Raw genomic sequence first — 25,283 nt, 5'->3', positions numbered from 1 at the left:
AAAACTACCGACTGAGAGTCTTGGCTTTATGCGGTTGGAATGGAGTAATTAATCGTGTTTAATAAATGCTCATCCCCCGATTATGGTGAAGAGCCAATATTTTTAAAATTAAAAAAATTGTAATAATGTTCTTTTCAATCGCAATAATTTCTTTATTACAAGTTATTTGGTCCCGCCGACAGGAATCGAACCTGTATCTTACGCTTAGGAGGCATACGTTCTATCCATTGAACTACGGCGAGATTTTAAGATTTTACAATGAATGTTTAAAAATATTAATTTTCAGATTGGATAAAAAAATAAATACTTCATTAGATCAATGGCTTATTGAAAATGGTTCGTGTTTAATAAGGATAAATGGTGATAATTCATTTTGATTATTGATAAGATAGTCAGCGATTTAGAATATCATCTTGAGATTCAATCATTCAAATGTGGCAAGCCAAATTAGTTATTTCTATGTCAACAAGTAAAGAAAATTACAGCGAATCATCCATTAAAGTTTTAAAGGGTTTGGAGCCTGTAAAACAAAGACCGGGTATGTATACCCGTACCGATAATCCATTACATATCATTCAAGAGGTCATTGATAACGCATCAGATGAAGCACTAGGTGGTCATGGTAAAGAGATTTCTTTAGTAATGCATGTAGACGGCAGTATTAGCGTTGAGGATTTTGGTAGAGGCATTCCTGTTGGAATGCATCCTGATGAAAAGAAACCTGTGGTGGAGATTGTTTTTACGCAACTTCATGCAGGAGGTAAGTTTGAAAAAGGGTCAGCTGGCGCATATGCGTTTTCAGGTGGTCTTCATGGTGTTGGTGTTTCGGTTACCAATGCTTTATCGAAACGTCTTGAAGTAGAGGTTTGTAGAGATAAGCTCTTCTCAACGTTGGCTTTTGAAAACGGATTTTTGGTAGAAAATATTCAATCAAAAGCGATTGTTAAAGGTACTAAAACAAATGGTACAAGAGTTAGGGTTTGGCCGGATCCAAAGTATTTTGATTCTCCATTAATTCCTTTAAGCGAATTACAGAGACTGTTGAGATCAAAAGCAGTCTTGCTTCCTGGGGTGAAGGTGAACTTAACGATTGAGAAAAATAATGAAACTCAATCATGGTTTTATGAAAAGGGTTTAAGGGGTTATTTGGATGAAGCGATGGCTCAACTGGGTCATACTGAACCATTGATTCCGCCATTTGAGGGTGAACATTTCGCGCAACCCGATATTGTGGGAGAAGAAAGTTTTGCGCAAGGAGAGGGTGCATCCTGGGTAGTTGCTTGGACAGAATTTGGGACCCCAGTGCGTGAAAGCTATGTCAATTTAATTCCAACTACTGCTGGTGGAACGCACGAGAGTGGACTGCGTGAGGGACTCTTTAATGCTGTGAAATCCTTTATAGAAATGCATGCTTTGCTTCCTAAAGGTGTTAAGTTGATGCCAGAGGATGTATTTACAAGAGCATCATTTGTACTTTCTGCAAAAGTTTTAGATCCACAGTTCCAAGGACAAATTAAAGAGCGTTTAAATTCAAGGGATGCGGTTCGTTTAGTTTCAGGGTTTGTCAAGTCAGCCTTAGACTTATGGCTGAATGAGCATGTTGATTTTGGTAAAAAATTAGCCGATTTAGTCATCAAACAAGCTCAAGCTAGAACGAAAGCTGGTCAAAAGGTTGAAAAGAAAAAATCTTCTGGAGTAGCAGTTCTGCCTGGGAAACTCACTGATTGTGAAAGCGAAGATATCATCATTAATGAAATCTTTTTAGTTGAGGGTGACTCTGCTGGTGGCTCAGCGAAGATGGGACGTAATAAAGAATATCAAGCAATCTTACCGCTAAGAGGAAAAGTACTTAATACCTGGGAAGCTGATAGGGATCGATTATTTGCAAATAATGAGGTACACGATATTTCAGTGGCTATCGGTGTCGATCCGCATAGCGTGAATGATGAGCCGGATTTGAGTAACTTGCGTTATGGAAAAATCTGTATTCTCTCAGACGCTGACGTTGATGGATCTCATATACAAGTTCTTTTGTTAACTCTTTTTTATAAACACTTTCCTAAATTGGTTGAACGTGGTCATATTTACGTAGCAAGACCACCTTTATTTCGTGTAGATGCGCCAGCACGTGGTAAAAAACCTGCGCAAAAAATCTATGCTTTAGACCATCCAGAATTGAAAAATATTGAAGATAAATTAGTTAAAGAGGGTCTTAAACTGGGGAGTTGGCAAATTTCTAGATTTAAAGGTCTAGGTGAAATGAGTCCTGAGCAATTGTGGGAAACCACCTTAAATCCAGATACCAGAAGGCTCTTGCCGATTTTAACGGGTAGTTTAGGCCTACAAGAAACAAATAAGATGATGGATATGTTGATGGGAAAATCGGAATCTTCAGCGAGAAGATCTTGGTTAGAGGAACGTGGTAACGAAGTAGAAGCGGATATTTAAGCAATGGCAAATAATAATGAATTAGACCTTTTCTCTAACATCCAGCCTGATGAGCCTAATGAGTCATTAGTATTAGGGCACTTTGCTGAAAAAGCGTATCTTGATTATGCAATTAGCGTCGTAAAAGGCCGTGCACTACCCGAATTAGCCGACGGTCAGAAACCTGTACAACGCAGAATTTTGTACTCGATGAGTGAAATGGGCTTAAGAGCGGATGCAAAGCCAGTTAAAAGCGCTAGGGTCGTAGGTGATGTGTTGGGTAAGTTTCATCCACATGGCGATCAATCAGCCTATGATGCATTAGTTCGATTAGCGCAAAATTTTAGTCTTCGCTACCCACTGATTGATGGTCAAGGAAACTTTGGCTCTAGGGATGGTGACGGCGCAGCTGCAATGCGTTATACAGAGGCTCGATTAACAAAGATTTCAAGTTTATTATTAGATGAACTTGATGAAGGAACGGTTGATTTCATCCCTAACTATGATGGCTCAATTGATGAACCAGCATTACTTCCAGCTCGACTTCCTTTTGTCTTATTAAATGGGGCGTCTGGTATCGCAGTCGGTATGGCAACAGAAATACCATCTCACAATTTAGTTGAAGTAGCTTCGGCTAGTATTGCGATTTTAAAAAATCCGAAAATTTCAGAAGATGAAATTTTAAATATCATTCCTGGTCCAGACTTTCCAGGTGGTGGACAAATTATTTCTCCAGCTCAAGAAATCCAAGAAATATACAAGTTAGGCCGTGGTAGCCTAAAAATGAGAGCCCGGTGGAATATTGAAGAGTTAGCTAGAGGACAGTGGAAACTAGTGATTACAGAAATGCCACCGAATGCATCCACTCAAAAAGTACTGCAGGAAATTGAAGAGCTTACCAACCCAAAAGTAAAGGTTGGTAAAAAATCCTTATCAGCAGATCAAAACGCTTTAAAGCAAGCGGCCTTAGCCATGTTAGATGGTGTGAGGGATGAATCTAGTAAAGATGCTGCAGTTCGATTGGTATTTGAGCCAAAGTCTAAAAATATTGATGTGAATGAGTTCGCTAATTTTTTACTAGCTCACACATCTCTAGAGTCAAATGCTTCGATCAATTTAGTCATGATTGGTACCGATGGTCGCCCAAGACAAAAAGGATTGCTAGCCATTTTGCAAGAGTGGGCACAATTCCGAATTGAGACCGTCACGAAAAGAACCAGTTTTCGTTTAAAAAAGGTTGAGGATCGCATTCATATTTTAGAAGGACGACAATTAATCCTTTTAAATATTGATGAGGTAATCCGGATTATTCGCGCGAGTGACGAACCTAAAAAAGATTTAATGGATGCTTTTAAGTTATCTGAACGTCAAGCGGATGACATTCTTGAAATTCGCTTGCGTCAATTAGCCAGATTAGAAGCAATAAAGATTTTGCAGGAATTGGAACAGTTAAATCAAGAAAAGACTGAGTTAAGTAGCCTATTAGGCAATGACTCTTTGATGCGTCGTCGGATTATTAAAGAAATTGAAGCCGATAGTAAAACTTTCGGTGATGCCAGAAGAACCTTGATTCAAGAAGAAAAACGTTCGATGATCCAAACCAAGATTGTTGATGAAGCTGTTACTGTGATAGTTTCACAAAAAGGTTGGGTGAGATCACGCTTGGGCCATGCTCATGATCCTTTACAATTTTCTTTCAAACCAGGCGATAGTCTATATGCGGCCTTTGAGTGTAGGACAGTTGACTTTATTTTAGGTATCGGTAGTAATGGTCGAGTGTATTCAGTTGCCGTTACTGATTTGCCGGGTGCTCGAGGTGATGGTGTACCAATGACTTCACTCGTAAACATGGTCGCTGGTACTCAAATGAGTGCTTTTTATGCCGGTAATACTGATGACTTAGTGCTAATTGCGATGTCCTCTGGTAATGGTTTCTTAGCGAATGTTTCAGATATGATTACTAGAAATAAAGCAGGAAAAACATTTGTTGGTTTAAATGATAACTTCTCGCCTAAAGATACGGTTTTACCAGTTTATAAAATTAGAGAATCGATGAAACATGTTGCCTGTTACTCATCTGAGGGTAAATTACTTGCCTTTGATGTGTCTGAATTAAAGCGGTTACCTTCAGGTGGTAAAGGTGTCATTTTGATGGATATACCAGATAAAACACAACTATTGAGTGCTATCTGTTTTGATGAACAGGGTCTATTATTTGAAGGCTTGGGTCGGGCGAACAAACCTAGTTCAGTTTCTTTGAGTCAAAAAAACCTATTAACGTTCAAGACATCAAGAGCTAAGAAGGGTCATTTTGTTGAGCCAAAGTTGAAAGAAGCTTCATTAAAGCCGGTAAAGCCAAATTAACGAATGGCATCAAATTAAATGATGAGTTTCAATTCGTCATTTAATTTGTATCAATTGTTGAATATTATGAATGGTTGCTTAACGATCCGTAGAGATTTCAGCAACCAACTCAATTTCAACGCAGACTCCCATTGGTAATTGATTGACGCCAACAGCACTTCTAGCATGTTTCCCGGCATCTCCAAACACCTCAACAAGAAGTTCTGAGCAGCCATTAGTTACCAAATGATGTTCTGTGTATTCTGGGGTGCAGTTGACAAAACTACTTACTTTAATAATGCGTTGAATGGAATCTAAATCGCCAAGATGTTTTTCTAAACTGGCTAATAAATCAATCGCAATTAACCGTGCGGCAACTTTACCTTCTTCGGTTGTTAAATCTTTACCTAATTTTCCTACCCATGGCACGCCATCTTTTTTGGCAATGTGACCAGACAAATACACCAAATTGCCAACATGGGTTGACATTACATAAGACGCAGCGGGTGCTGATGGTTTTGGCAAAACAATGCCCAAATTTTGGATATGTTGATAAAGTGGGGAGGGGGTGTTGATCATGGTTTTTTTCATTAGACAGGCGCTTTATTAAGATAAATTTATTTAGATAATTCGTTCATGGCTCGTTCAAGACCAGCTAGGGTTACAGGGTACATTTTGCCACGTAACAATTCTTTTACTATACCAACAGATTGACGATATTGCCAAATTCCATGGGGTTCTGGATTTAACCAGATTACTTTCTTAAAGTGGTCTAGGATGCGATTTATCCAAATCGCACCTGGTTCGCTATTGTTGTACTCAACTGAACCACCTACGGATAGAATCTCATAGGGACTCATGGTTGCATCACCCACAAAAATGACTTTGTAGTCAGAACTGTATTTGTTGATGATATCCATCGTATCAATTTTTTCAAGATGTCTTCTTTGATTGTTTTTCCATACATAATCGTACAAACAATTATGGAAATAAAAATATTCAAGATGTTTTAATTCTGATTTTGCTGCTGAAAACAATTCTTCGACACGTTGAATATGGTCATCCATCGAGCCACCCACATCCATTAACAACACCACTTTTATATTGTTGTGTCGTTCAGGGCGCATTTTAATGTCTAAATAACCCGCGTTGGCAGCAGTTGACTGGATAGTGTTGTCTAAATCAAACTCACTTTCAATGCCTGTTCTAGCAAATTGACGAAGTCGACGCAAGGCAATTTTAATATTCCGAATATTGAGTTCTTGATGATCATCATAATCTTTAAAGGTTCTTTGCTCCCAAACTTTTAATGCTGTGCGGTTACCAGAGCTTTCACCTTTAATTCTAATTCCTTCTGGATGATAGCCACTATGTCCAAAAGGGGATGAACCGCCAGTACCAATCCATTTTTTCCCGCCTTCATGGCGACTATCTTGCTCTTTAATGAGTTCATCCAAACGCTTCATCAGAGCATCTAATCCACCTAGTTTTTCAAGCTTTGCTTTTTCTTCAGGACTTAATTCATTTTGTAATTTTTTTATCAACCAATCATTTGAAATCTCATGGGAAAGTGCAATGATGCTCTCGACTCCAGCAAAGTATTTAGAAAAAGCTTGATCAAACCGATCATAAAATTTTTCATCTTTTACCAAAGTAAGCCTAGATAAAAAGTAAAAATCTTGAATAGCGGGTGGAATGACTTCTTTTTGTAGAGCCGCTATTAAACTGAGGTACTCCCCGATGGAAACTGGAATTTTCGCATCTCGAAGTTGAAAGAAAAACTCGATGAGCATGATTACCGATTGTTTTTATTCATCATCATTAGCCTTTCAAAAAGACGCATATCTTGTTCGTTTTTGAGCAAGGCACCTTGTAAGGGGGGAATCGAATTTAACTGTTCCTTAGATTGCAATACTGATAGGGGAATATCATCAGCCATGAGTAGTTTTAACCAATCAATTAATTCAGAGGTGGATGGCTTTTTCTTAATGCCAGGCATATTTCGCACTTCATAAAATATTCTTAGTGCTGCAGACAATAGCTCCTGTTTAATCTTCGGATAGTGGACATCAACAATCTTTTGCATTGTTACAGGATCTGGGAAAGCGATGTAATGGAAAAAGCATCTTCTCAAGAAGGCATCTGGTAACTCTTTTTCATTATTTGAAGTAATAATCACAATCGGGCGAAATTTTGCCTTGATCAATTGCCTTGTTTCATACACATAAAACTCCATCTTATCGATTTCCCTTAATAGGTCATTCGGGAACTCAATATCAGCCTTATCAATTTCATCAATTAATAACACGGTTGGTTGATCCGCTTCAAATGCTTGCCATAAAACACCTTTTACTATGTAGTTGGCAATATCGTTAACTTTAGTGTCACCTAACTGTGAGTCTTTCAATCGACTCACAGCATCGTACTCGTATAGTCCTTGTTGAGCCTTGGTCGATGATTTGATGTGCCATTGAAGCAAGGGCAAGCCTAGTGAACTGGCAACCTCTTCGGCTAACATGGTTTTACCAGTGCCGGGCTCCCCCTTAATTAATAATGGTTTTTGTAAAATCATGGCTGCATTTACTGCTAGTTGCAAATCATCGGTTGCTACGTATTGGGCAGATCCGCTAAAACGATTAGTAGAGGATTGATCTTGGTTATTCATCATGTTAATTAATAATGTTATTTAAAGAAGAGTCGTTGGTGCTAAAACTGCAGAGCACCTTTATAATAATAAGTTAATTAAATTTTGATTATTCACTAAAGTGAACAATAAATTTAAGATAGTCCACTATACTATTATCGTTAAAGAATTTTCACACTACAAATCACTTTTATTATGACTAAAACTAAATACTCTCAGGACAAATTGCGCTTTTCTGGCTTGTTATTGCTTTCACTCATGTTTTCCGCAAGCTCCTTTGCACAACAAGATGTAAAAGGTGATGCAGAGAAGGGCGCTAGTAAAGTAAGCTTATGTGCTGGTTGTCATGCAATTCCAGGATATCGTGCCTCAGTGCCTGAAGTTTACACAGTACCAATGATTGGTGGTCAATCGGCTTCTTATATTGTTTCTGCGTTGACAGCATACAAAAAAGGCGAGCGTAAGCATCCCACCATGCGAGGTATTGCCGGTTCATTATCTGATCAAGATATGGCTGATATAGCTGTTTATTATTCAGCTCAAAATGTTGATACAAAGCCAAACAAACTCAAATAATTTGCCAAGAGATAAGAAAGTCTGAAAATGAAAAAAACTATATTCCTCACAGTTTTAGCTACGACTCTGCTAAGCAACCAAGCATTTGCTGGAAATATTGAAGCTGGAAAAGAGTTGGTCACTAAAAATAACTGTAATTCTTGCCATGGACCTGATTTGAAGCAACCGATTGCTCCAGGGTATCCCAAAATTGCCGGTCAGCATGCTGATTACCTCTTTTACGCATTAAAGGCTTATCAAGTTGAAAACAATCCTCATGTTGGCCGCGCTAATGCAATCATGGGTGGACAAGCAAAGCAATTTACTCAGGCTCAATTAAAAGATATGGCTGCCTATGTTGCCTCTTTGCCTGGTGACTTCGTTATCAAGAAATAAATTGTATTTGTAGGGAAAGCCTTGTCTTCCCCTTAAACAGCCGCCTTTTGTCCATGCAGAAGGTGGCTATGCATTAACTCTTTTGCTTGCTCTGGTTTTCGACCAATCAAAGCCGACAAAATTTGGCGGTGTTCGATTAAAGATTGCTCTACGCGTCCAATCTTTCTCAAAGAATTTTTTCTCTGCAATTTCAAAACTTGTCTTAAGTCTTGAATTACTTTTCTCATCCAAGGATTGCCCGCAAACTGTTGGATTAAATCATGAAACTCTTGGTTTAATTCAAAAAATCCATCTATATCTCTATCCGCAGCGGCTTTTTCTAGTCGTGTATGGACTTTATCCAGTATCTCAAGTTCATTTTCAGTGGCATCTTTTGCCACATCGTAGGCGGCTTGTGCTTCTAATATTGAGATTACCTCGAAAATATTCGCTAAATCGGTTGTTTCTACCTCGGTAACATAAGCTCCTCGACGTAGCTTCATTGTTATCAAACCTTCAGCGGCCAATACTTTTATTGCTTCTCGTAGGGGGGTTCTACTAATTTCTAACTCTTCAGTAATTTCCTTTTCATTGATCCAAGCACCAGGTTTTAATTCATGTTGAAAAATTTTTTCACGGATGACATCTGCGATGTCTAAATAGAGTGGTCTAGATGCTAAGCTCATGAGGTGTGGTTACTTTCTAAATTAATTGGCATTCAATTTTGAATTCATAATTAAGAATTCATTTTGCTATTTCTTTTATTGTCTGTCAATGGTATGCTATGACAAATTATGTAATTACTCTTTCTAAGGAGAGCGGGTATGAGTAACCAAGAGAAGAATTCAGATCAATGGCCAAATTCGAAAACTGCAAACTATGATGATTGGCTGAAATCTGCTAATAAATCAGCGCCAAATAATGATGCTTCGACTTTAGGGTGGAACACGCCAGATGGCATCCATTTGAAAGCGCTTTATACCGCCAATGATCTTCAAGATTTACCATTTACAAATACTCTACCTGGCTTTGAACCATTTCTCAGAGGTCCTCAGGCAACGATGTACTCTGTGAGGCCTTGGACAATTCGACAGTATGCCGGCTTTTCTACTGCAGAAGAATCCAATCAGTTTTATCGTAAATCCTTGGCGGCTGGTGGTCAGGGTATTTCTGTCGCATTTGATTTACCAACTCACCGTGGATATGATTCGGATCATCCACGCGTTACAGGAGACGTCGGCAAGGCCGGTGTGGCAATTGATACAGTGGAAGATATGAAGGTTTTATTTAACCAGATTCCATTGGATAAAGTTTCGGTATCAATGACGATGAATGGTGGTGTTTTACCCGTGCTTGCTGGCTATATTGTTGCAGCTGAGGAGCAGGGTGTTGCTCTAAATGCATTATCAGGGACCATTCAAAATGATATTTTAAAAGAATTCATGGTGCGTAACACCTACATTTACCCGCCAGAGCCATCCATGCGAATTATTGGCGATATTATTGAGTTCACGGCGCAAAAAATGCCGAAATTCAATTCAATTTCTATTTCTGGTTATCACATGCAAGAAGCCGGTGCCAATCAATCCCTTGAACTGGCCTTTACTCTTGCCGATGGTAAAGAATATGTCAAAACTGCCTTAGCCAAAGGCTTGGATGTGGATGAGTTTGCGGGACGGCTCTCCTTCTTTTTTGCGATAGGGATGAATTTTTATCTTGAAATTGCGAAGTTAAGAGCTGCTCGTTTACTGTGGTGGAGAATCATGAGCGAGTTTTCTCCGAAAAATCCTAAATCATTGATGTTGCGCACGCATTGTCAAACTTCCGGTTGGTCATTAACCGAGCAAGACCCCTATAACAATGTGGTTAGAACGACGGTTGAGGCGATGGCGGCAGTTTTTGGGGGAACACAATCATTGCATACAAACTCTTTTGATGAAGCGATTGCACTACCTACGGAATTTTCTGCCCGAATCGCTAGAAACACTCAATTAATTATTCAAGAAGAAACCCATATTACAAGCGTAGTCGATCCATGGGCGGGTTCTTATATGATGGAGAAATTAACTCAGGAAATGGCAGATAAGGCGTGGGAAATTATCCAAGAAGTTGAAGCCATGGGGGGGATGACAAAAGCGGTCGATAGTGGCTGGGCTAAATTGAAAATTGAAGCTGCTGCTGCTGAAAAGCAAGCAAATATTGACTCTGGTCGGGATGTTATTGTTGGTGTTAATAAATATCAGCTCACTGAGCAAGATGAACTTGAGGTACGTGAAGTAGATAACAATATGGTTCGAGAATCTCAAGTGCAGCGTTTGCAAGAAATAAAAGCTCGTCGTGATTCAGTAGCCGTTCAAAATGCCTTATCTGCAATCACAGCAGCTGCCGAGAGTGGTGAAGGAAATCTGTTGGATTTAACCGTTCAGGCAATGCGCCTCAGAGCGACTGTGGGAGAGGTTTCTGATGCTTTAGAGTCGATCTATGGTCGTCATCGCGCAGATACACAAAAAGTCACAGGAGTATATGCAAGGGTCTATGACTCTGCTGAAGGGTGGGAAAAACTACAGCATGAAATTGGCCAATTTGCCGAGGAGTTTGGTCGACGTCCTCGAGTGATGATTGCGAAATTAGGTCAAGATGGTCATGACCGTGGGGCAAAAGTCGTCGCTACAGCATACGCTGACCTAGGTTTTGATGTGGATATGGGCGTGTTATTTCAGACACCTGCAGAGTGTGCCAGACAAGCCATTGAAAATGATGTACACGCCGTTGGTGTTTCAACCCTTGCGGCTGGACATAAGACATTAGTTCCAGAAATTATTGCTGAGCTTAACCGTCAAGGCGGTGGCGATATCGTGGTGTTTGTGGGTGGAGTGATTCCAAGGCAAGACTATCAATTTTTGTATGAAGCGGGTGTACAGGGTATCTATGGTCCTGGAACTCCTATTCCGGCTTCTGCGAAAGATGTTTTAGAACGTATTCGTGCCCATTTGACTCAGATAGATACTTCTAAATAACAAAGCGGATTGATTTCATGTTCACTCAGGACGAAGAGTTATTATCTCAGCTGATTAGTAGTGATCCACAAAGGATTCTATTAAAAAGAAGGGCGATCGCCAAAACAATTACTTTGTTCGAATCTACTCTTAAAGATCATCGTAAGAGAGCTGATCATCTTTTGCAAAAAATGTTGCCATTAGTTGGCAAATCACTTCGCATTGGTATCTCTGGCGTTCCTGGTGTTGGTAAATCGACCCTGATTGAATCATTTGGACTATATTTAATTGAAAAAGGTTTTAAGGTGGCAGTATTAGCCATCGATCCATCGTCAACTATTTCTGGTGGTTCTATTTTGGGTGATAAAACTCGCATGGAAAAACTCACCGTGAATGAACATGCCTTTATTCGTCCAAGTCCTTCTTCTGGTAATTTAGGTGGTGTTGCAGAAAAGACTCGGGAGGCGATAGTTGTTTTGGAAGCTGCGGGCTTTGATGTAATCATTATAGAAACAGTAGGTGTTGGTCAAAGTGAAATAGCGGTTTCAAAAATGACAGATATTTTTGTCTTATTACAATTACCGAATGCTGGCGATGATTTGCAGGCAATTAAAAAAGGTGTGATGGAAGTCGCTGACTTAGTAGTTATTAATAAGTCAGATATTGACCTTAACGCCGCCACCAGAGCCTTGGCTCAAATTAAGAGTTCTTTGAGGATTTTTGGCTATCAAGGAAATCCTCATCACCAATTACATCATCAAGATGTTTGGCATCCAGAAGTAATGTGTTTGAGTGCTTTAGATGAAAATCAAATTGGATCCTTTTGGGAAGTGATTCTTCGTTTTCAAAAACTTCAAACGTCCAATGGTGGTTTTCAGCGTAGAAGATCGCATCAATCTCTTGCATGGCTGGATGACCAAATTAATCAAGGTTTAAAAGAATTATTTAAAAATCACCCCGAAGTCAAAGAACGATATTTGCGTTACCAATCAGAAGTCCAGGCAGGTGTTGTAGACCCATCCGTAGCAGCTAGAAATTTATTAGATATTTTTAAGCACGAATGATTAGAAAAAATAGATGAGGAGTCAGAGTGAACGATATTATTCGACAATTAGAGGCAAAAAGAGAGCAGGCTTATTTAGGTGGGGGGCAAAAGAGGATTCATGCTCAGCACAGTAAAGGAAAGCTAACGGCAAGAGAGCGCATTGAGTTATTACTTGATGAGGGCTCTTTTGAAGAGTGGGACATGTTTGTAGAACACCGTTGTACAGATTTCGGTATGGCCAGTGAAACGATTCCTAGTGACGGTGTCGTAACTGGTTATGGCATGATTAACGGTCGATTAGTGTTTGTATTCTCCCAAGACTTTACGGTATTTGGTGGCTCACTGTCGGAAGCTCATGCTGAAAAGATTTGTAAAGTGATGGATCAAGCGATGAAAGTCGGTGCGCCGATTATTGGCTTGAATGATTCCGGAGGTGCCAGAATTCAGGAGGGTGTTGCTTCTTTAGGTGGGTATGCTGAAATTTTCCAACGTAATGTCATGGCTTCAGGCGTTATCCCACAAATTTCATTAATTATGGGTCCTTGTGCTGGTGGGGCTGTTTACTCTCCGGCTTTAACAGACTTCATTTTTATGGTGAAGGATAGTTCCTATATGTTTGTGACAGGACCTGAAGTTGTTAAAACCGTAACGCATGAAGAAGTGACTGCTGAAGAGTTGGGTGGTGCTGTAACTCACTCAACCAAATCTGGAGTATGCGACCGCGTCTTCGAAAATGATATCGAAGCGATCATGATGCTGAGAAGATTTTTCAACTATCTCCCCCTTTCTAATCGAGAAACAGCGCCACTTCGCCCAAGTTCCTCGACAGTAGATCCACTTGATTATTCACTGGATACCTTGGTACCGTCGAATGCTAATAAAGCATACGACATGATGGAACTGATTCACAAGACGGTAGATGATGGTGACTTTTTTGAAATCCAACCCGATTATGCAAAAAATATCATTATTGGCTTTGGGCGTGTAGATGGTCAAACGATTGGTATCGTAGCGAACCAACCATTAGTGTTGGCGGGTTGTTTAGATATTAAGTCTTCAATTAAAGCGGCAAGATTTGTGCGTTTTTGTGATGCTTTCAATATTCCGATTGTGACTTTTGTGGATGTACCAGGCTTTATGCCAGGAACTGCTCAGGAGTATGGTGGAATTATTAAACACGGTGCTAAGCTTTTATTTGCCTATGCAGAGTGCACGGTGCCAAAAATTACGGTCATTACTCGGAAAGCTTATGGTGGTGCTTATGATGTGATGTCTTCAAAGCACTTAAGGGGTGATGTGAATTTTGCGTGGCCTTCAGCTGAAATTGCCGTCATGGGTCCTAAAGGTGCAGTTGAAATTATTTTTAGGGATGAAAAGGGTGATCCTACCAAATTGTCAGCAAGAGAAGCCGAGTATAAGAGTAAGTTTGCCAACCCTTTTGTTGCTGGTCGAAGAGGGTACATTGATGATGTGATCATGCCTCATGAAACCCGTAAACGGATTTCTAGATCACTAGTGATGCTTAAAGGGAAAGAGCTTGATAACCCTTGGCGTAAACATGACAACATTCCACTTTGAAGAGTAATAAATAAGGATTATTTATGTTTGAAAAAATCTTAATTGCCAACCGTGGTGAAATTGCCTGTCGCATTATCAGTACGGCAAAAAAAATGGGTATTAAAACGGTTGCCGTCTATTCCGATGCGGACCGTGAGGCCAAACATGTTGAACTCGCTGATGAAGCTGTTTATATTGGACCTGCTCCCTCCAGAGAATCGTATTTAGTCATCGAAAATATCCTGCAAGCTTGCAAAGATACCGGTGCTAATGCAATTCATCCGGGCTATGGTTTTTTATCAGAAAATGAAGTTTTTGCCAAAAGAGTAGAAGATGAAGGTCTAGTATTTATTGGTCCAAAGCATTTTTCTATTGCTGCCATGGGCGATAAGATCGCATCAAAAAAGTTGGCATTAGAGTCAAAAGTCAATACGATTCCGGGCTATAACGATGTTATTGATACAACTGAACAGGCCGTTGAAATTGCTAAAGGTATTGGCTATCCGGTGATGATTAAAGCATCAGCGGGTGGCGGAGGAAAGGGCCTGAGAGTTGCTTATTCTGATAAAGAAACGATTGAGGGATTTTCTGCTTGTAAAAATGAGGCAAGAAATTCATTTGGTGATGATCGAGTATTTATTGAAAAATTTGTGGAAGAGCCACGCCACATCGAAATTCAAATTTTAGGTGACAGTTTTGGTAATGTTGTTTATCTATGGGAACGAGAGTGCTCTATTCAGAGACGTCATCAGAAAGTCATAGAAGAAGCGCCATCACCTTTCATCACTGAGGCCACCAGAAAAGCCATGGGTGAACAAGCGGTTGCACTCGCGAAGGCTGTTAATTATCAATCTGCAGGTACGGTTGAGTTTGTTGTTGGTAAAGATCAGTCCTTCTATTTTTTAGAAATGAATACTCGACTGCAAGTTGAACATCCAGTCACTGAATTTATCACGGGACTTGACTTAGTTGAACAAATGATTCGAGTCGCTGCCGGTGAAAAATTGGCATTTACACAGGCAGACATCAAGCGAGATGGCTGGGCGATGGAATGTAGAATCAATGCAGAAGACCCATATCGTCAATTTTTACCTTCTACCGGTCGATTAGTAAAATACTCGCCACCTGAGGCAGTCAATGGAGTTCGGGTTGATACTGGGGTGTATGAGGGAGGTGAAATTCCAATGTACTACGACTCAATGATTGCTAAATTGATTGTTCATGCGGAAAATAGACCTGCTGCGATATTGAAGATGCAGGATGCGTTAAATCAATTTGTGATTAAAGGGATTCATTCAAATATTCCCTTTCAAGGTGCGCTGATGCAGCACCCTGATTTTCAAAGTGGCAATTTTCATACAGGGTTTATTGCTAATCACTTTCCCAATGGTTTTACTGGAGCAAGTGTTGATGATTCTTTTCATGATTTCTTTTGTGCGATTTCAACATGCATCCATATTGCTTACCTAGGAAGGGCCGGAAATATTTCGGGACAATTAATCGGTCATCAATATGAAATCCCCAGTGAATTCGTTGTCGTTGAGGGGGAAAATGGCAAGCAGTCTTACTCTCCGGTCTCCCTTACTCAAGTAAATGGAGGGTATGAGGTATTGATTGGGAAAAAGAGTTTTATGGTTCAATCCAATTGGACTCCCGGTGAAATGATCTTCCAAGGTACTGTAAATGCTCATCCAGTGATACTACAAGTTGAACGCTTAGGTCTTTTCTATAAGTTAAGTCACTCAGGAATGCAGTTTAATGCCATGGTGATGACTACTGCAGCAGCTGATTTACAAAAGCTAATGCCTTTCAAGGCTCCACCTGATTTATCAAAATTTCTCCTTTCTCCGATGCCAGGTCTACTAGTTAATATTTCTGTAACTAAGGGGCAAAAAGTACAAGCGGGCGAAAAGTTGGCTGCCATCGAGGCGATGAAAATGGAAAATGTGTTATTTGCTTCACAGGACGCAGAGGTGCTTGAAATTCTTGCCAACCAAGGTGAAAGCCTCTCGGTAGATCAGCCAATATTACAATTTAAATAAATTATTCTATAAAGGGACATTCATCATGCAAAGACCATTCAAAATATTAGGGCTTCAACAAGTTGCCATCGGCTCTGAAAATAAAGATCAATTAAAAACTTTATGGGCAGATATGTTGGGTTTAGATTACAAATTAACCTTTCGATCTGAGCGGGAAAATGTCGACGAAGACATTTATACTTTAGGCGGTGGAGATCACCCTATAGAGTTTGATTTGATGCAGCCGATTGATCCAAATAAGAAGCCTGCCGTTCACTTAACCCCTCTGAATCACATTGGTTTATGGGTGGACAATTTGCCTTTAGCAGTTGAGTGGTTAACTGGGCAGGGAGTTCGGTTTGCTCCAGGAGGCATTCGTCGCGGTGGTGACGGTCACGATATTATTTTTATCCACCCTAAAAGTAATGAAGAATTTCCTATTGCTGGGAGTGGTGTTTTGATTGAATTGGTGCAAGCCCCCCTGGATGTAATTGAAAGTTATGGTAAAAAGTAGAATGAAATAAACCATTCATGCCCGTGGGATCTTGATGGTTTGATTTATAATATGTCTTTTGCTCATCACAGGAGAATCAATGTCTCAACTGCCTAATGGAATGGTAATCCACGCCGAAATTACCCCAGAATTTGCAACCGTTTTAACACCAGATGCTTTAGCTCTTGTCGCTAAGTTGCACAATACTTTTGAACCACGTCGTCAAGAGTTATTGCAAATGCGTGTGGAAAGAACGAAAAGATTAGATGCTGGTGAAATGCCAGACTTTTTGCCAGAAACAGCTTCTATTCGTAATGGCGATTGGAAAATTGCTCCTATTCCTGACGCTTTGCAGTGCAGAAGAGTCGAGATTACTGGGCCAGTTGATGCCAAAATGGTTATTAATGCTTATAACTCTGGTGCTGATTCCTACATGACTGATTTTGAAGATTCAAACAGTCCAAGTTGGTCGAATCAAATCCAAGGTCAAATTAACTTAAGAAGTGCGATCAAAAGAGAATTAACTCTTGAGCAAAATGGCAAAATTTATACGCTCAATGAAAAGATTGCAGTTCTCCAAGTCCGCCCACGTGGCTGGCACTTAGATGAAAAGCATGTCACTATTGATGGCAAGAGAATTTCTGGTGGTATTTTTGATTTTGCTTTATTTTTGTTCCATAATGCCCGTGAGTTGTTAGCTCGTGGTGCTGGCCCATATTTTTATTTACCTAAAATGGAAAGCCATTTAGAGGCGCGTTTATGGAATGATATTTTTGTCATGGCTCAAAATGAAATGGGTTTACCGCAAGGTACCATTAAGGCAACTGTCTTAATTGAAACCATTCTTGCTGCTTTCGAAATGGATGAAATTCTGTATGAACTTCGTGAGCACAGTGCAGGTCTTAACGCTGGTCGTTGGGATTACATTTTCTCCTGTATTAAAAAATTCAAAGTGGATAAGAATTTCTGCTTAGCTGACCGCGCTAAAGTCACGATGACTTCTCCATTTATGCGTGCTTATGCCTTACTGTTATTAAAAACCTGTCACCACCGTGGTGCTCCCGCGATTGGTGGTATGAGTGCATTGATTCCGATTAAAAACGATCCTGAGAAAAATGCAATTGCGATGGGTGGAATTATTTCTGACAAAAAGCGTGATGCAGAAGATGGCTACGATGGTGGTTGGGTTGCACATCCTGGTCTAGTTGAACCAGCTATGATTGAGTTTAAGAAAGTTTTAGGTGATAAGTTAAATCAGTTTGAAAAACAAAAGCCTGAAGTCGCAGTCAAGGCCTCTGATTTATTAAATTTCCAACCTGAAGCCCCAATCACGGAAGCTGGTTTAAGAATGAATATTAATGTAGGTATTCATTACTTAGGCGCCTGGTTAGCTGGTAATGGTTGTGTACCTATTCATAACTTGATGGAAGATGCGGCTACAGCTGAAATTAGTCGTTCACAGGTTTGGCAATGGATTCGATCACCTAAAGGTGTTTTAGATGATGGTCGCAAGGTTACTGCTGAACTAGTGAAATCAATGGTTCCTGAAGAGCTTGCAAAAGTAAATGCCTCTGGTGCCATTGGTCATTTTGACAGAGCGGCAGAAATTTTTGACGTTATGTCTACGGGTGAGAATTTTGAAGAGTTCTTAACTTTACCTTTGTACGAAGAAATTTAAGTAAATTTTTTAATGACAATCTTAGCCATCGATACGACCTCACAATGGTGTTCGGTGGCTATTTTTATAGATAAAAACAATTACTTTTACCAACACGAATTAATCGCTAATACAGCTAGTCAACGTTTACTTGATAACGTTCAAGCAGTTCTTGACCAAGCTCAACTTCGTTTAGAGGATATTTCTGTATTCGCCTGTTCGCAAGGTCCTGGCGCTTTTACAGGAATTAGATTGGGTATAGGGGTTTCTCAGGGGCTAGCCTTTGCTCAAGGTAAATCCCTCATTCCAATTGCAAGTCTAGATGGTATGGTTGCCTATGAATGGCTCATGCGTCCAGAGTCGTTTCAATCAGATAGTTTTATGGCCGCAATTGATGCCAGAATGAATCAAATCTACCTATGCGAGTATCAACAAGCTAAAGATGAATTACCAGTTCGCAATGGACCTATTTATTTACAAGATAATGTAGAGATTCGCTCTGGCAAAGAATCTTTATTGGCTTTTGAGTGCTCTTTATATGAGCCTTTTATGGCTAATTTTAAGCATGTCACTATTGGCGTTCCTCATGCATTGGGGATTGCGTATCAGGCTAGTCTTATCAACCGTCATCAACAATTTGATCCCGAGGACTGTCAACCACTTTATGTAAGAGATAAGGTGGCGAAAACGACACTTGAAAGATTACAATTCACTCGACCTTAAGAGATGCATGATAAATTTTGAATTTAAGATTATGCAAGAGGAAAATTTAGAGCAGGTTTTATTGACCGAAAAAAGCTCTCATGTTACCCCCTGGAAAGCCAATAACTTTTTGGATTGTATAGCCTCAAATTATTGGAATTATGTTTTTATTGATAAGGGTTCACAAGGGAATATCCTTGGACATTGTGTGGTGATGCCTGGATTTGAGGAGGCTCATCTGTTGAATATTACTATCCACCCAAATTATCGTCGCTTGGGTATTGCCAAAAGTGCAATTGATGCGTTGGAAAAGACTTGTCTTGAACGAAGCTTTAAGCGTATCCTGCTAGAGGTTAGAGCAAGTAATTTTGAAGCGATTCACCTTTATCACAAATTAGGCTTTGAGCAAATTGGTGTTCGTAAGGGATATTATCCAATGTCCAAGGAAAATCAATTGAATGCTCGAGAAGATGCCTTTGTGATGCAGAAAAACTTAATGATTGAAGAGATCTCATGAATCGTAACCAAATTTTAAAAGAACTTGGAATTACCCCATGGGTATTAAAACAGGCCGATTCAAGCCTACACTTGGATGCTACTGTCCAGCACATTCAAAATGATCAACCCTCATTTTCTCCATTAACTGAGCGAACTGTTATGCCATCTCCACAAACATTACCAACTTGGGTGATTGTTGCTAAAGCAAATGCTATGCAAACCCCATTATTCTCAAAAGTAATTAGTACAATCAGAAAATTCGGGGTAGAGATTTTGACCTTGGAGTTTCAGTCAAGTAATTGGCAAGTTGAGGCGGTCAAAGGTGATTTACTCATTGCTTTTGGAGATGCTCCAGGTCAGTTTTTTTCTAAAGAACCCTCTACAGCTCAAGAACTTCGTGAAATCATTTTTGAAACAAGCAATCATGAGGGGAATGATATTCCCGTTTTAATTACACACGATATTGAAACCTTACGAAATAACCCTATAAAAAAAAGGGATCTTTGGAATGATTTAGTAATGGCAAGATCAGTATATTTAGAGATGAACTAAGTGATGATGAACCGCACATCTGACTAATTACATTTATAAAATGAGTTACTCAGTTAGTCATTAATGATGTTTCTCTTCACCAATCAAGTGCAAAGAATCGTATTCTTTTTGATTGGATTTATGCCAGTGAATCACTAACGCCATTGAAATAATGACAAAACAACCAAAGCATAAGATGACCACTTGTACTGGTACATTTAAAGAGATAAGTAAAGAGTAAATTCCCAGCATCACCAATACGGATAAATTTTCATTTAAATTTTGCACCGCAATTGAATGTCCAGCGGATAACAACACATGGCCTCGATGTTGTAATAGCGCATTCATCGGCACAACAAAGTAGCCAGACATCCAGCCAATAATAAACAGGAAGATGTATATAAATAACAAGTGAGCTGGTACATGAATAAATCCAAAATGAATGACATAATCACCAAATTGATGCTGTTGAAAGCCTGCTAGTGTGATGACAAAAAAGCCCATAATTACCCCATACTTCAGGACAACTAGGGAGTTCTTTAGCGGTACTCTTGCTGCAGCCCAGATTGCACCACCCGCAACACCTAGGGCAACGACCGCTTGTAAGATAGCGCTTCTTGACAAATCCATTTGCAGAGCACTCTCCGCCCATTTCAGAATAATAAATTGAAGGGTAGCTCCAATCCCCCAAAATAGAGTCGTCACCGCTAAGGAGATTTGTCCGAGCCGATCGCTCCATAAAACCTTAAAACAATGAGCGAAATTTTGAACTAATTTAATTGGGTTTTTATTGATGTTTTCGTAGACGACTCCCGTATCAGGAATCTTTAAATTGATTAAGGCTGCAATAAAATACAACACCATAATAATGGCGATAGCCGCTTCTGGAGGAGTGTCTATGTGTGAGTCAAATACAGGTAAATCAATTGATAATAAAGTGGCAGCAACTGAAGGATTAATTAAAATACCCCCAAGTACTGTTCCCAAAATAATTGATCCAACCGTTAAGCCTTCAATCCAACCATTCGCAGCAACTAACTTTTCAGGGGGCAGTAACTCGGTTAATATACCGTATTTGGCAGGGGAGTAAGCTGCAGCACCAAAGCCTACAATTGCATATGCGGCAAGAGGGTGAAAGCCAAACAGCATGACCAGGCAGCCAATTAACTTAATCGCGTTGGTCATTAACATCACTTTACCCTTAGGCCTGGAGTCTGCAAAGGCTCCAACGAATGCAGCAAGGACTACATAAGATAGTACAAAGAACAGTTTTAAGAGCGGTGTCATCCAAGCCGGCGAATCTAATTGCAAGAGAAGGGCTATAGCCGCGATAAGGAGAGCGTTGTCAGCCAGTGAAGAAAAGAACTGTGCTGACATAATTGCGTAAAATCCAGGTTTCATTCGTACAATATGAGTAATTACTAATTTTTCTATGATAAACGGAAGTTGATGAACAGACCAATACTAGCTACGATTGTTACACAGAATTTAAAAGATAACTTGATTCAGGTAAAGAATCTATCGAATCAACGATTTGTATGGGCAGTCGTCAAAGCAAATGCCTATGGACATTCTCTGAGGGCAGCCTTCATAGGCTTTGCCGAAGCGGATGGTCTTGCCTTATTAGACCTTCAACAGGTACTTGAGCTACGTGAGATGGGGTGGCATAAAAGAATTTTATTATTGGAAGGGATTTTTTCTGAAGAGGAATTAAAACAAGTTCATCAGACAGAGTCCAACATTGTGGTCCATCATTTTTTACAATTAGAGTGGATTGAACAATATGTCTCTTCTTTATCTCTAAGCGAGGCTGAACAATTTAAATCGAAGGTAGAGATTTGGCTGAAATTGAACTCCGGTATGAATCGTTTGGGATTTAAATCAGGAGAATATGGACTGGCATACAACCATCTTCTTCATTCAGGTTACAAAGTCCATCACTTGACTCACTTCGCTAATGCCGATGATGAAAAAATAGCGCCAACAGTCGCTGATCAATGGGAAATTTTTGAACATACCACTCAATGGATGGAGGGATATCGTTCCGCAGCAAATTCTTCGGCGATTTTAAATTATCCGGATGTCCATGCGGATTGGGTGAGACCCGGCATTCTTTTGTATGGTGCCTCTCCAACAGGGAAATACCACGATATTGCCCATTTAAAGTTTAAGCCCGGAATGACCTTATCTTCTGAAATAATTTCGATTCAGGAAATTGGTAGTGGTGATAGTGTTGGGTATGGATCACAATTTGTCGCAAAAAGAAATACTCGTGTAGGTATTGTTGCTTGCGGTTATGCGGATGGCTATCCTCGTCATGCGAAGGAGGGAACGCCTGTTTGGGTTCAATTCTCTAATGACGAAATTGCTAACTTAGGCGGTGTAAGAGTTCCTTTAATTGGTCGGGTATCAATGGATATGATTACCATTGATTTAAGTAGTGTTCCACAAGCTAATATTGGTACCAAAGTCGAACTTTGGGGTAACAATGTACCAATCGATGATGTCGCAATGTATAGTGACACAGTCGGATATGAGTTAATGTGCGCAGTAACCCAGCGAGTACCCTTGAAAGTGATTTAGCTCAGAATTGAGTCATTTTGTAATGAAGGTGATGAGCCATCAGGTCATCACCACAGTAGTTAAATTACTTTTGGGTATTCCAAATTTGCCACCAAGAGGCTTCTCTGGCCGTAATCGAGATTCTTTTACCAGTTTGAAAAATATCGCTTTGGGGGAAGTTTGTAGTAAAAACGCGCATGGTATCTGCACTGAGATCTTTCATGCCAAGGGCATCATAAGATTTAACCATTAAATATAGAGCTTCTTCAATAGCTGGTGCTCTGTCGTATTCCTTGATCGCATTTTGTGCGCGATTGATTGATGCGATGTAAGCACCTCTGCGAAAGTAAAAACGAGCAGCATTGACATCACTTTCTGCCAACGAATTGACGATATAACGCATTCTATCAAGCGCATCAGGGGTATATTTACTATTAGGATAACGAGTTGAAAGGGTTTTAAAAGCCTCGAATGCATCTTTTGAAGCTTTCGGGTCTCTTTCACTTAAGTCTTGTCCTGAGAATGAAGCGAAGAATCCTAAATTATCATTAAAAGTAATTAAGCCCTTCAAGTAGTAGGCGTAATCAATCTCGGGATGACCAGGGTGTAATTGAATAAAGCGGTTAATCGATAACAAAGCCAGTTCAATGTCATTTTTCTTCCAGTGGCAGTAGGCAATATTCAGTTGAGCCTGTTCTGCAGCAGGTCCAAATGGATATCTGGACTCCAGTTTTTCATTATATTTGGCACAATTTGCATAGTCTTTATCAGTTAAAGCTTGCTTTGCCTCTTCCATTAATTTTTGTTGTGACCAACTAGCGGTAACATCATTATTAGAATTTGCACAAGAAGTCAAAAATTGAGAAACGCCGCAGGAAAAAATAAAAAACAAAGTAAATCTTACAAGGCGATTTAAACTGAAAGATGTAGAAGACAAATTAGTTCTCTTTTTTAATAAACTGGGTTGCGAAGTACGACAAAAATTTATGTCTAATGAAGATTATATCGATGAAGTTGAGTTAACGGAAGAAATCCCGACAAGTGCTGAATTAACTGTCATCATTCCTTCACATTTTCGGGGGGAAAGGCTCGATAAGTCTCTTGCCGCGTGTATTTCCCAGTATTCTCGAAGTAAAATTCAAACCTGGATAGACGCAAATTTAGTAAGGTATGAAAGTGGCAAATTTGCGCAAATTAAAGATCAAATTACTGGTGAACAGACCCTTTTTGTCACAATACCTGAGGATCCTCAAAATAAAGCCTTCAATCCCGAAAATATTCCACTTGAGATTGTATATTCAGATTCTTCGATTGCTTTAATTAATAAACCTGCTGGATTGGTCGTTCATCCAGCAGCCGGAAATTGGAGTGGAACTCTTTTAAACGCCTTACTTTATCACTTTCCAGAGTGTTCCCAAGTTCCTAGAGCTGGCATTGTCCATCGCTTAGATAAAGATACTTCTGGATTACTTGTCGTCGCAAAAAGTCTGATTGCACAAACGCATTTAGTCCGACAATTACAATCTAGAACGGTTTCAAGAAGGTATTTAGCACTAGTTTGGGGCACGCCTCCGCTTAATAAAACGATCAATGCGCCAATAGGTCGTGATCCACGTGACCGATTGAAAATGGCAGTAACACAGGGTCCAAGTGCAAAAGAAGCGATTACATCATTTACTGTTCTACAGACAGTACCTTTCGATAGTCGAAGTATCAGCTTGATCGAATGTAAATTACAAACGGGTAGAACGCATCAAATTAGGGTTCATCTCCAGCATCTTGGTTACCCTTTATTAAATGACCCTGTTTACCATGTGAAAGCACCTTTACAGATTCAAAAATTATTAATGGATAATTTTTACGGTGACGAGGCCGTCACTATTCCAGGTCAGATGTTACATGCCACACAGTTAGGCTTGATCCATCCTGATAGTGAGGAAGAAAAAATTTGGTCACGTTCACCACCAATTGCATTTTTGAAGTTGATGGCTGATTTGGGATTTCAGGAGCGAGCATGGCAACATCTTCTCAATTAAATTTAGAGTCGGGCCTTGAACAATCTATCGTTCACATTCCCAAGTGGAGTGGGCCTAAGCATGTCAAGGTATTAGTCACAACCAAGCTTGGTGGTTACAGTAAGCCTCCTTATAGCAGTTGGAACTTAGCCGAACATGTAGACGATGATCTCTCCTCAGTAAGGGCGAACCGCCAGTTACTTAGTCAGCAAATTGGTAAGTATCCATTCTTTTTAAATCAAATCCACAGCACTGAAGTTGTATCTCTTATCCAACCCTGGAAAAATGGAGATCCAACACCAACAGCTGATGGTGTTGTTAGCAGTTTGGATTCCCATTATTTAGCCATCTTAACGGCAGACTGCTTGCCGATATTACTCTGTGATGACCAAGGAGAGGTGGTGGCGGCTTGCCATGCAGGTTGGCGAGGGTTGGCCAATGGCATCATTCAGCATACGATTGCGGCGATGGTGCAATTGATTAAACCAAAATCCAAGGAACGTTTTATTGGAGGTATCCATGCATATATTGGGCCCTCAATTAGTCAAAAAAACTTCGAAGTAGGTATGGAAGTAAAAGATTGTTTTATACAAAAAAAGTTATTAAGCGTTCAGTCAATTAATCATTGTTTTACTCCAAATGATGAACCTAATAAATATTTTGCGGATCTTTTTGGGCTTGCTACGGAAACTTTGAACCAATTAGGTGTCCATCAAGTTCATACTGAAAAACAATGTTCTTATAATAATTCTGAACATTTTTACTCTTATAGAAGAGACAAAATCACGGGACGATTTGCTAGCTGTATTTGGTTTGAGTAATGATTTGATGTTTTTTGGATGGTTAAGGGTATTACCCCATG

General features: G+C 39.8%; 22 protein-coding genes and 1 tRNA gene. 16 read left to right on the top strand and 7 right to left on the bottom strand.

Translation table 11 applies throughout. The features are described from left to right. Positions 1 to 167 precede the first annotated feature (167 nt). A tRNA-Arg gene (locus B8983_RS11560) sits at positions 168 to 242 on the bottom strand. A 217-nt stretch (positions 243 to 459) separates the two neighbouring features. Between B8983_RS11560 and B8983_RS11555 the strand changes: the two genes are divergently transcribed. Together B8983_RS11555 and parC are read left to right on the top strand one after the other, a co-directional pair. Continuing rightward, positions 460 to 2,448 carry a DNA topoisomerase IV subunit B gene (locus B8983_RS11555; RefSeq protein WP_084285129.1) on the top strand — a complete coding sequence of 663 codons (1,989 nt, stop codon included), beginning with the start codon at positions 460 to 462 and terminating at the stop codon, positions 2,446 to 2,448. Between the two features lie 3 nt (positions 2,449 to 2,451). Next, the gene (gene parC, locus B8983_RS11550) at positions 2,452 to 4,791 is read left to right on the top strand and encodes a DNA topoisomerase IV subunit A (RefSeq protein ID WP_084285116.1); all 2,340 of its coding nucleotides are present in this window, start codon (positions 2,452 to 2,454) and stop codon (positions 4,789 to 4,791) included. 78 nt (positions 4,792 to 4,869) lie between these two features. Here the strand turns inward: parC and B8983_RS11545 are convergent, their stop codons facing one another. Genes B8983_RS11545 through B8983_RS11535 form a run of 3 tightly spaced genes read right to left on the bottom strand, consistent with a single transcriptional unit; the run spans position 4,870 to position 7,435 of the window. After that, positions 4,870 to 5,349, bottom strand: a complete 480-nt coding sequence (locus B8983_RS11545; RefSeq protein WP_084285112.1) for a RidA family protein — start codon at positions 5,347 to 5,349, stop codon at positions 4,870 to 4,872. A 38-nt stretch (positions 5,350 to 5,387) separates the two neighbouring features. Beyond that, entirely contained in the window at positions 5,388 to 6,563 is a 1,176-nt protein-coding gene (locus B8983_RS11540; RefSeq protein WP_084285111.1) for a vWA domain-containing protein, read from the bottom strand. A gap of 2 nt (positions 6,564 to 6,565) precedes the next feature. After that, positions 6,566 to 7,435 carry an AAA family ATPase gene (locus B8983_RS11535; RefSeq protein WP_084285127.1) on the bottom strand — a complete coding sequence of 290 codons (870 nt, stop codon included), beginning with the start codon at positions 7,433 to 7,435 and terminating at the stop codon, positions 6,566 to 6,568. A 174-nt stretch (positions 7,436 to 7,609) separates the two neighbouring features. On the opposite strand from B8983_RS11535, the gene B8983_RS11530 reads away from it, so the two are divergent. Together B8983_RS11530 and B8983_RS11525 are read left to right on the top strand one after the other, a co-directional pair. Further along, positions 7,610 to 7,990, top strand: coding sequence for a c-type cytochrome (locus tag B8983_RS11530; RefSeq protein WP_084285109.1), 381 nt, complete (start codon positions 7,610 to 7,612; stop codon positions 7,988 to 7,990). Between the two features lie 27 nt (positions 7,991 to 8,017). After that, complete coding sequence (locus tag B8983_RS11525; RefSeq protein ID WP_084285107.1) at positions 8,018 to 8,365, top strand: c-type cytochrome; 348 nt, start codon at positions 8,018 to 8,020, stop codon at positions 8,363 to 8,365. A 32-nt stretch (positions 8,366 to 8,397) separates the two neighbouring features. On the opposite strand, the gene B8983_RS11520 is transcribed toward B8983_RS11525, so the two are convergent. Beyond that, the gene (locus tag B8983_RS11520; RefSeq protein WP_084285105.1) at positions 8,398 to 9,030 is read right to left on the bottom strand and encodes a GntR family transcriptional regulator; all 633 of its coding nucleotides are present in this window, start codon (positions 9,028 to 9,030) and stop codon (positions 8,398 to 8,400) included. A 138-nt stretch (positions 9,031 to 9,168) separates the two neighbouring features. On the opposite strand from B8983_RS11520, the gene scpA reads away from it, so the two are divergent. From scpA to B8983_RS11475, 9 genes are all read left to right on the top strand, one after another. Then, on the top strand, positions 9,169 to 11,361 hold the full coding sequence (gene scpA, locus B8983_RS11515) for a methylmalonyl-CoA mutase (protein WP_084285104.1): 2,193 nt from the start codon (positions 9,169 to 9,171) through the stop codon (positions 11,359 to 11,361). Positions 11,362 to 11,378: 17 nt separating this feature from the next. Then, on the top strand, positions 11,379 to 12,404 hold the full coding sequence (meaB, locus tag B8983_RS11510) for a methylmalonyl Co-A mutase-associated GTPase MeaB (protein WP_084285102.1): 1,026 nt from the start codon (positions 11,379 to 11,381) through the stop codon (positions 12,402 to 12,404). Positions 12,405 to 12,430: 26 nt separating this feature from the next. Then, positions 12,431 to 13,963 carry an acyl-CoA carboxylase subunit beta gene (locus tag B8983_RS11505; protein WP_084285100.1) on the top strand — a complete coding sequence of 511 codons (1,533 nt, stop codon included), beginning with the start codon at positions 12,431 to 12,433 and terminating at the stop codon, positions 13,961 to 13,963. A gap of 23 nt (positions 13,964 to 13,986) precedes the next feature. Then, on the top strand, positions 13,987 to 15,984 hold the full coding sequence (gene accC, locus B8983_RS11500; protein ID WP_084285098.1) for an acetyl-CoA carboxylase biotin carboxylase subunit: 1,998 nt from the start codon (positions 13,987 to 13,989) through the stop codon (positions 15,982 to 15,984). A gap of 25 nt (positions 15,985 to 16,009) precedes the next feature. Then, positions 16,010 to 16,477: a VOC family protein gene (locus tag B8983_RS11495; RefSeq protein WP_200806901.1), complete on the top strand. Its 468-nt coding sequence runs from the start codon at positions 16,010 to 16,012 to the stop codon at positions 16,475 to 16,477. A gap of 79 nt (positions 16,478 to 16,556) precedes the next feature. Continuing rightward, a complete protein-coding gene (aceB, locus tag B8983_RS11490; protein ID WP_084285095.1) occupies positions 16,557 to 18,134 on the top strand; it encodes a malate synthase A in 1,578 nt (525 codons plus the stop codon). 12 nt (positions 18,135 to 18,146) lie between these two features. Further along, entirely contained in the window at positions 18,147 to 18,836 is a 690-nt protein-coding gene (gene tsaB, locus B8983_RS11485; RefSeq protein WP_084285092.1) for a tRNA (adenosine(37)-N6)-threonylcarbamoyltransferase complex dimerization subunit type 1 TsaB, read from the top strand. 7 nt (positions 18,837 to 18,843) lie between these two features. Then, positions 18,844 to 19,332, top strand: a complete 489-nt coding sequence (rimI, locus tag B8983_RS11480; protein WP_084285088.1) for a ribosomal protein S18-alanine N-acetyltransferase — start codon at positions 18,844 to 18,846, stop codon at positions 19,330 to 19,332. After that, a complete protein-coding gene (locus B8983_RS11475; RefSeq protein WP_084285085.1) occupies positions 19,329 to 19,865 on the top strand; it encodes a uracil-DNA glycosylase family protein in 537 nt (178 codons plus the stop codon). The genes rimI and B8983_RS11475 overlap by 4 nt, the downstream gene beginning before the upstream one ends. 60 nt (positions 19,866 to 19,925) lie before the next feature. On the opposite strand, the gene lplT is transcribed toward B8983_RS11475, so the two are convergent. Then, positions 19,926 to 21,245: a lysophospholipid transporter LplT gene (gene lplT, locus B8983_RS11470; RefSeq protein ID WP_084285083.1), complete on the bottom strand. Its 1,320-nt coding sequence runs from the start codon at positions 21,243 to 21,245 to the stop codon at positions 19,926 to 19,928. Between the two features lie 48 nt (positions 21,246 to 21,293). On the opposite strand from lplT, the gene alr reads away from it, so the two are divergent. Beyond that, positions 21,294 to 22,427, top strand: a complete 1,134-nt coding sequence (gene alr / locus B8983_RS11465) for an alanine racemase (protein WP_084285081.1) — start codon at positions 21,294 to 21,296, stop codon at positions 22,425 to 22,427. A gap of 64 nt (positions 22,428 to 22,491) precedes the next feature. Here the strand turns inward: alr and B8983_RS11460 are convergent, their stop codons facing one another. Beyond that, entirely contained in the window at positions 22,492 to 23,343 is an 852-nt protein-coding gene (locus B8983_RS11460; RefSeq protein ID WP_084285079.1) for an outer membrane protein assembly factor BamD, read from the bottom strand. 49 nt (positions 23,344 to 23,392) lie between these two features. Between B8983_RS11460 and B8983_RS11455 the strand changes: the two genes are divergently transcribed. Both B8983_RS11455 and pgeF read left to right on the top strand, forming a co-directional pair. Then, the gene (locus B8983_RS11455) at positions 23,393 to 24,442 is read left to right on the top strand and encodes an RluA family pseudouridine synthase (protein ID WP_084285077.1); all 1,050 of its coding nucleotides are present in this window, start codon (positions 23,393 to 23,395) and stop codon (positions 24,440 to 24,442) included. Beyond that, entirely contained in the window at positions 24,421 to 25,242 is an 822-nt protein-coding gene (gene pgeF / locus B8983_RS11450; protein WP_084285073.1) for a peptidoglycan editing factor PgeF, read from the top strand. The genes B8983_RS11455 and pgeF overlap by 22 nt, the downstream gene beginning before the upstream one ends. Positions 25,243 to 25,283: the final 41 nt, after the last annotated feature.

The organism is Polynucleobacter kasalickyi (assembly GCF_900176405.1).
Lineage (GTDB): Bacteria > Pseudomonadota > Gammaproteobacteria > Burkholderiales > Burkholderiaceae > Polynucleobacter > Polynucleobacter kasalickyi.
Note: the sequence above shows the minus strand (reverse complement) of the source record. Positions and strands in the feature narration are given on the sequence as shown.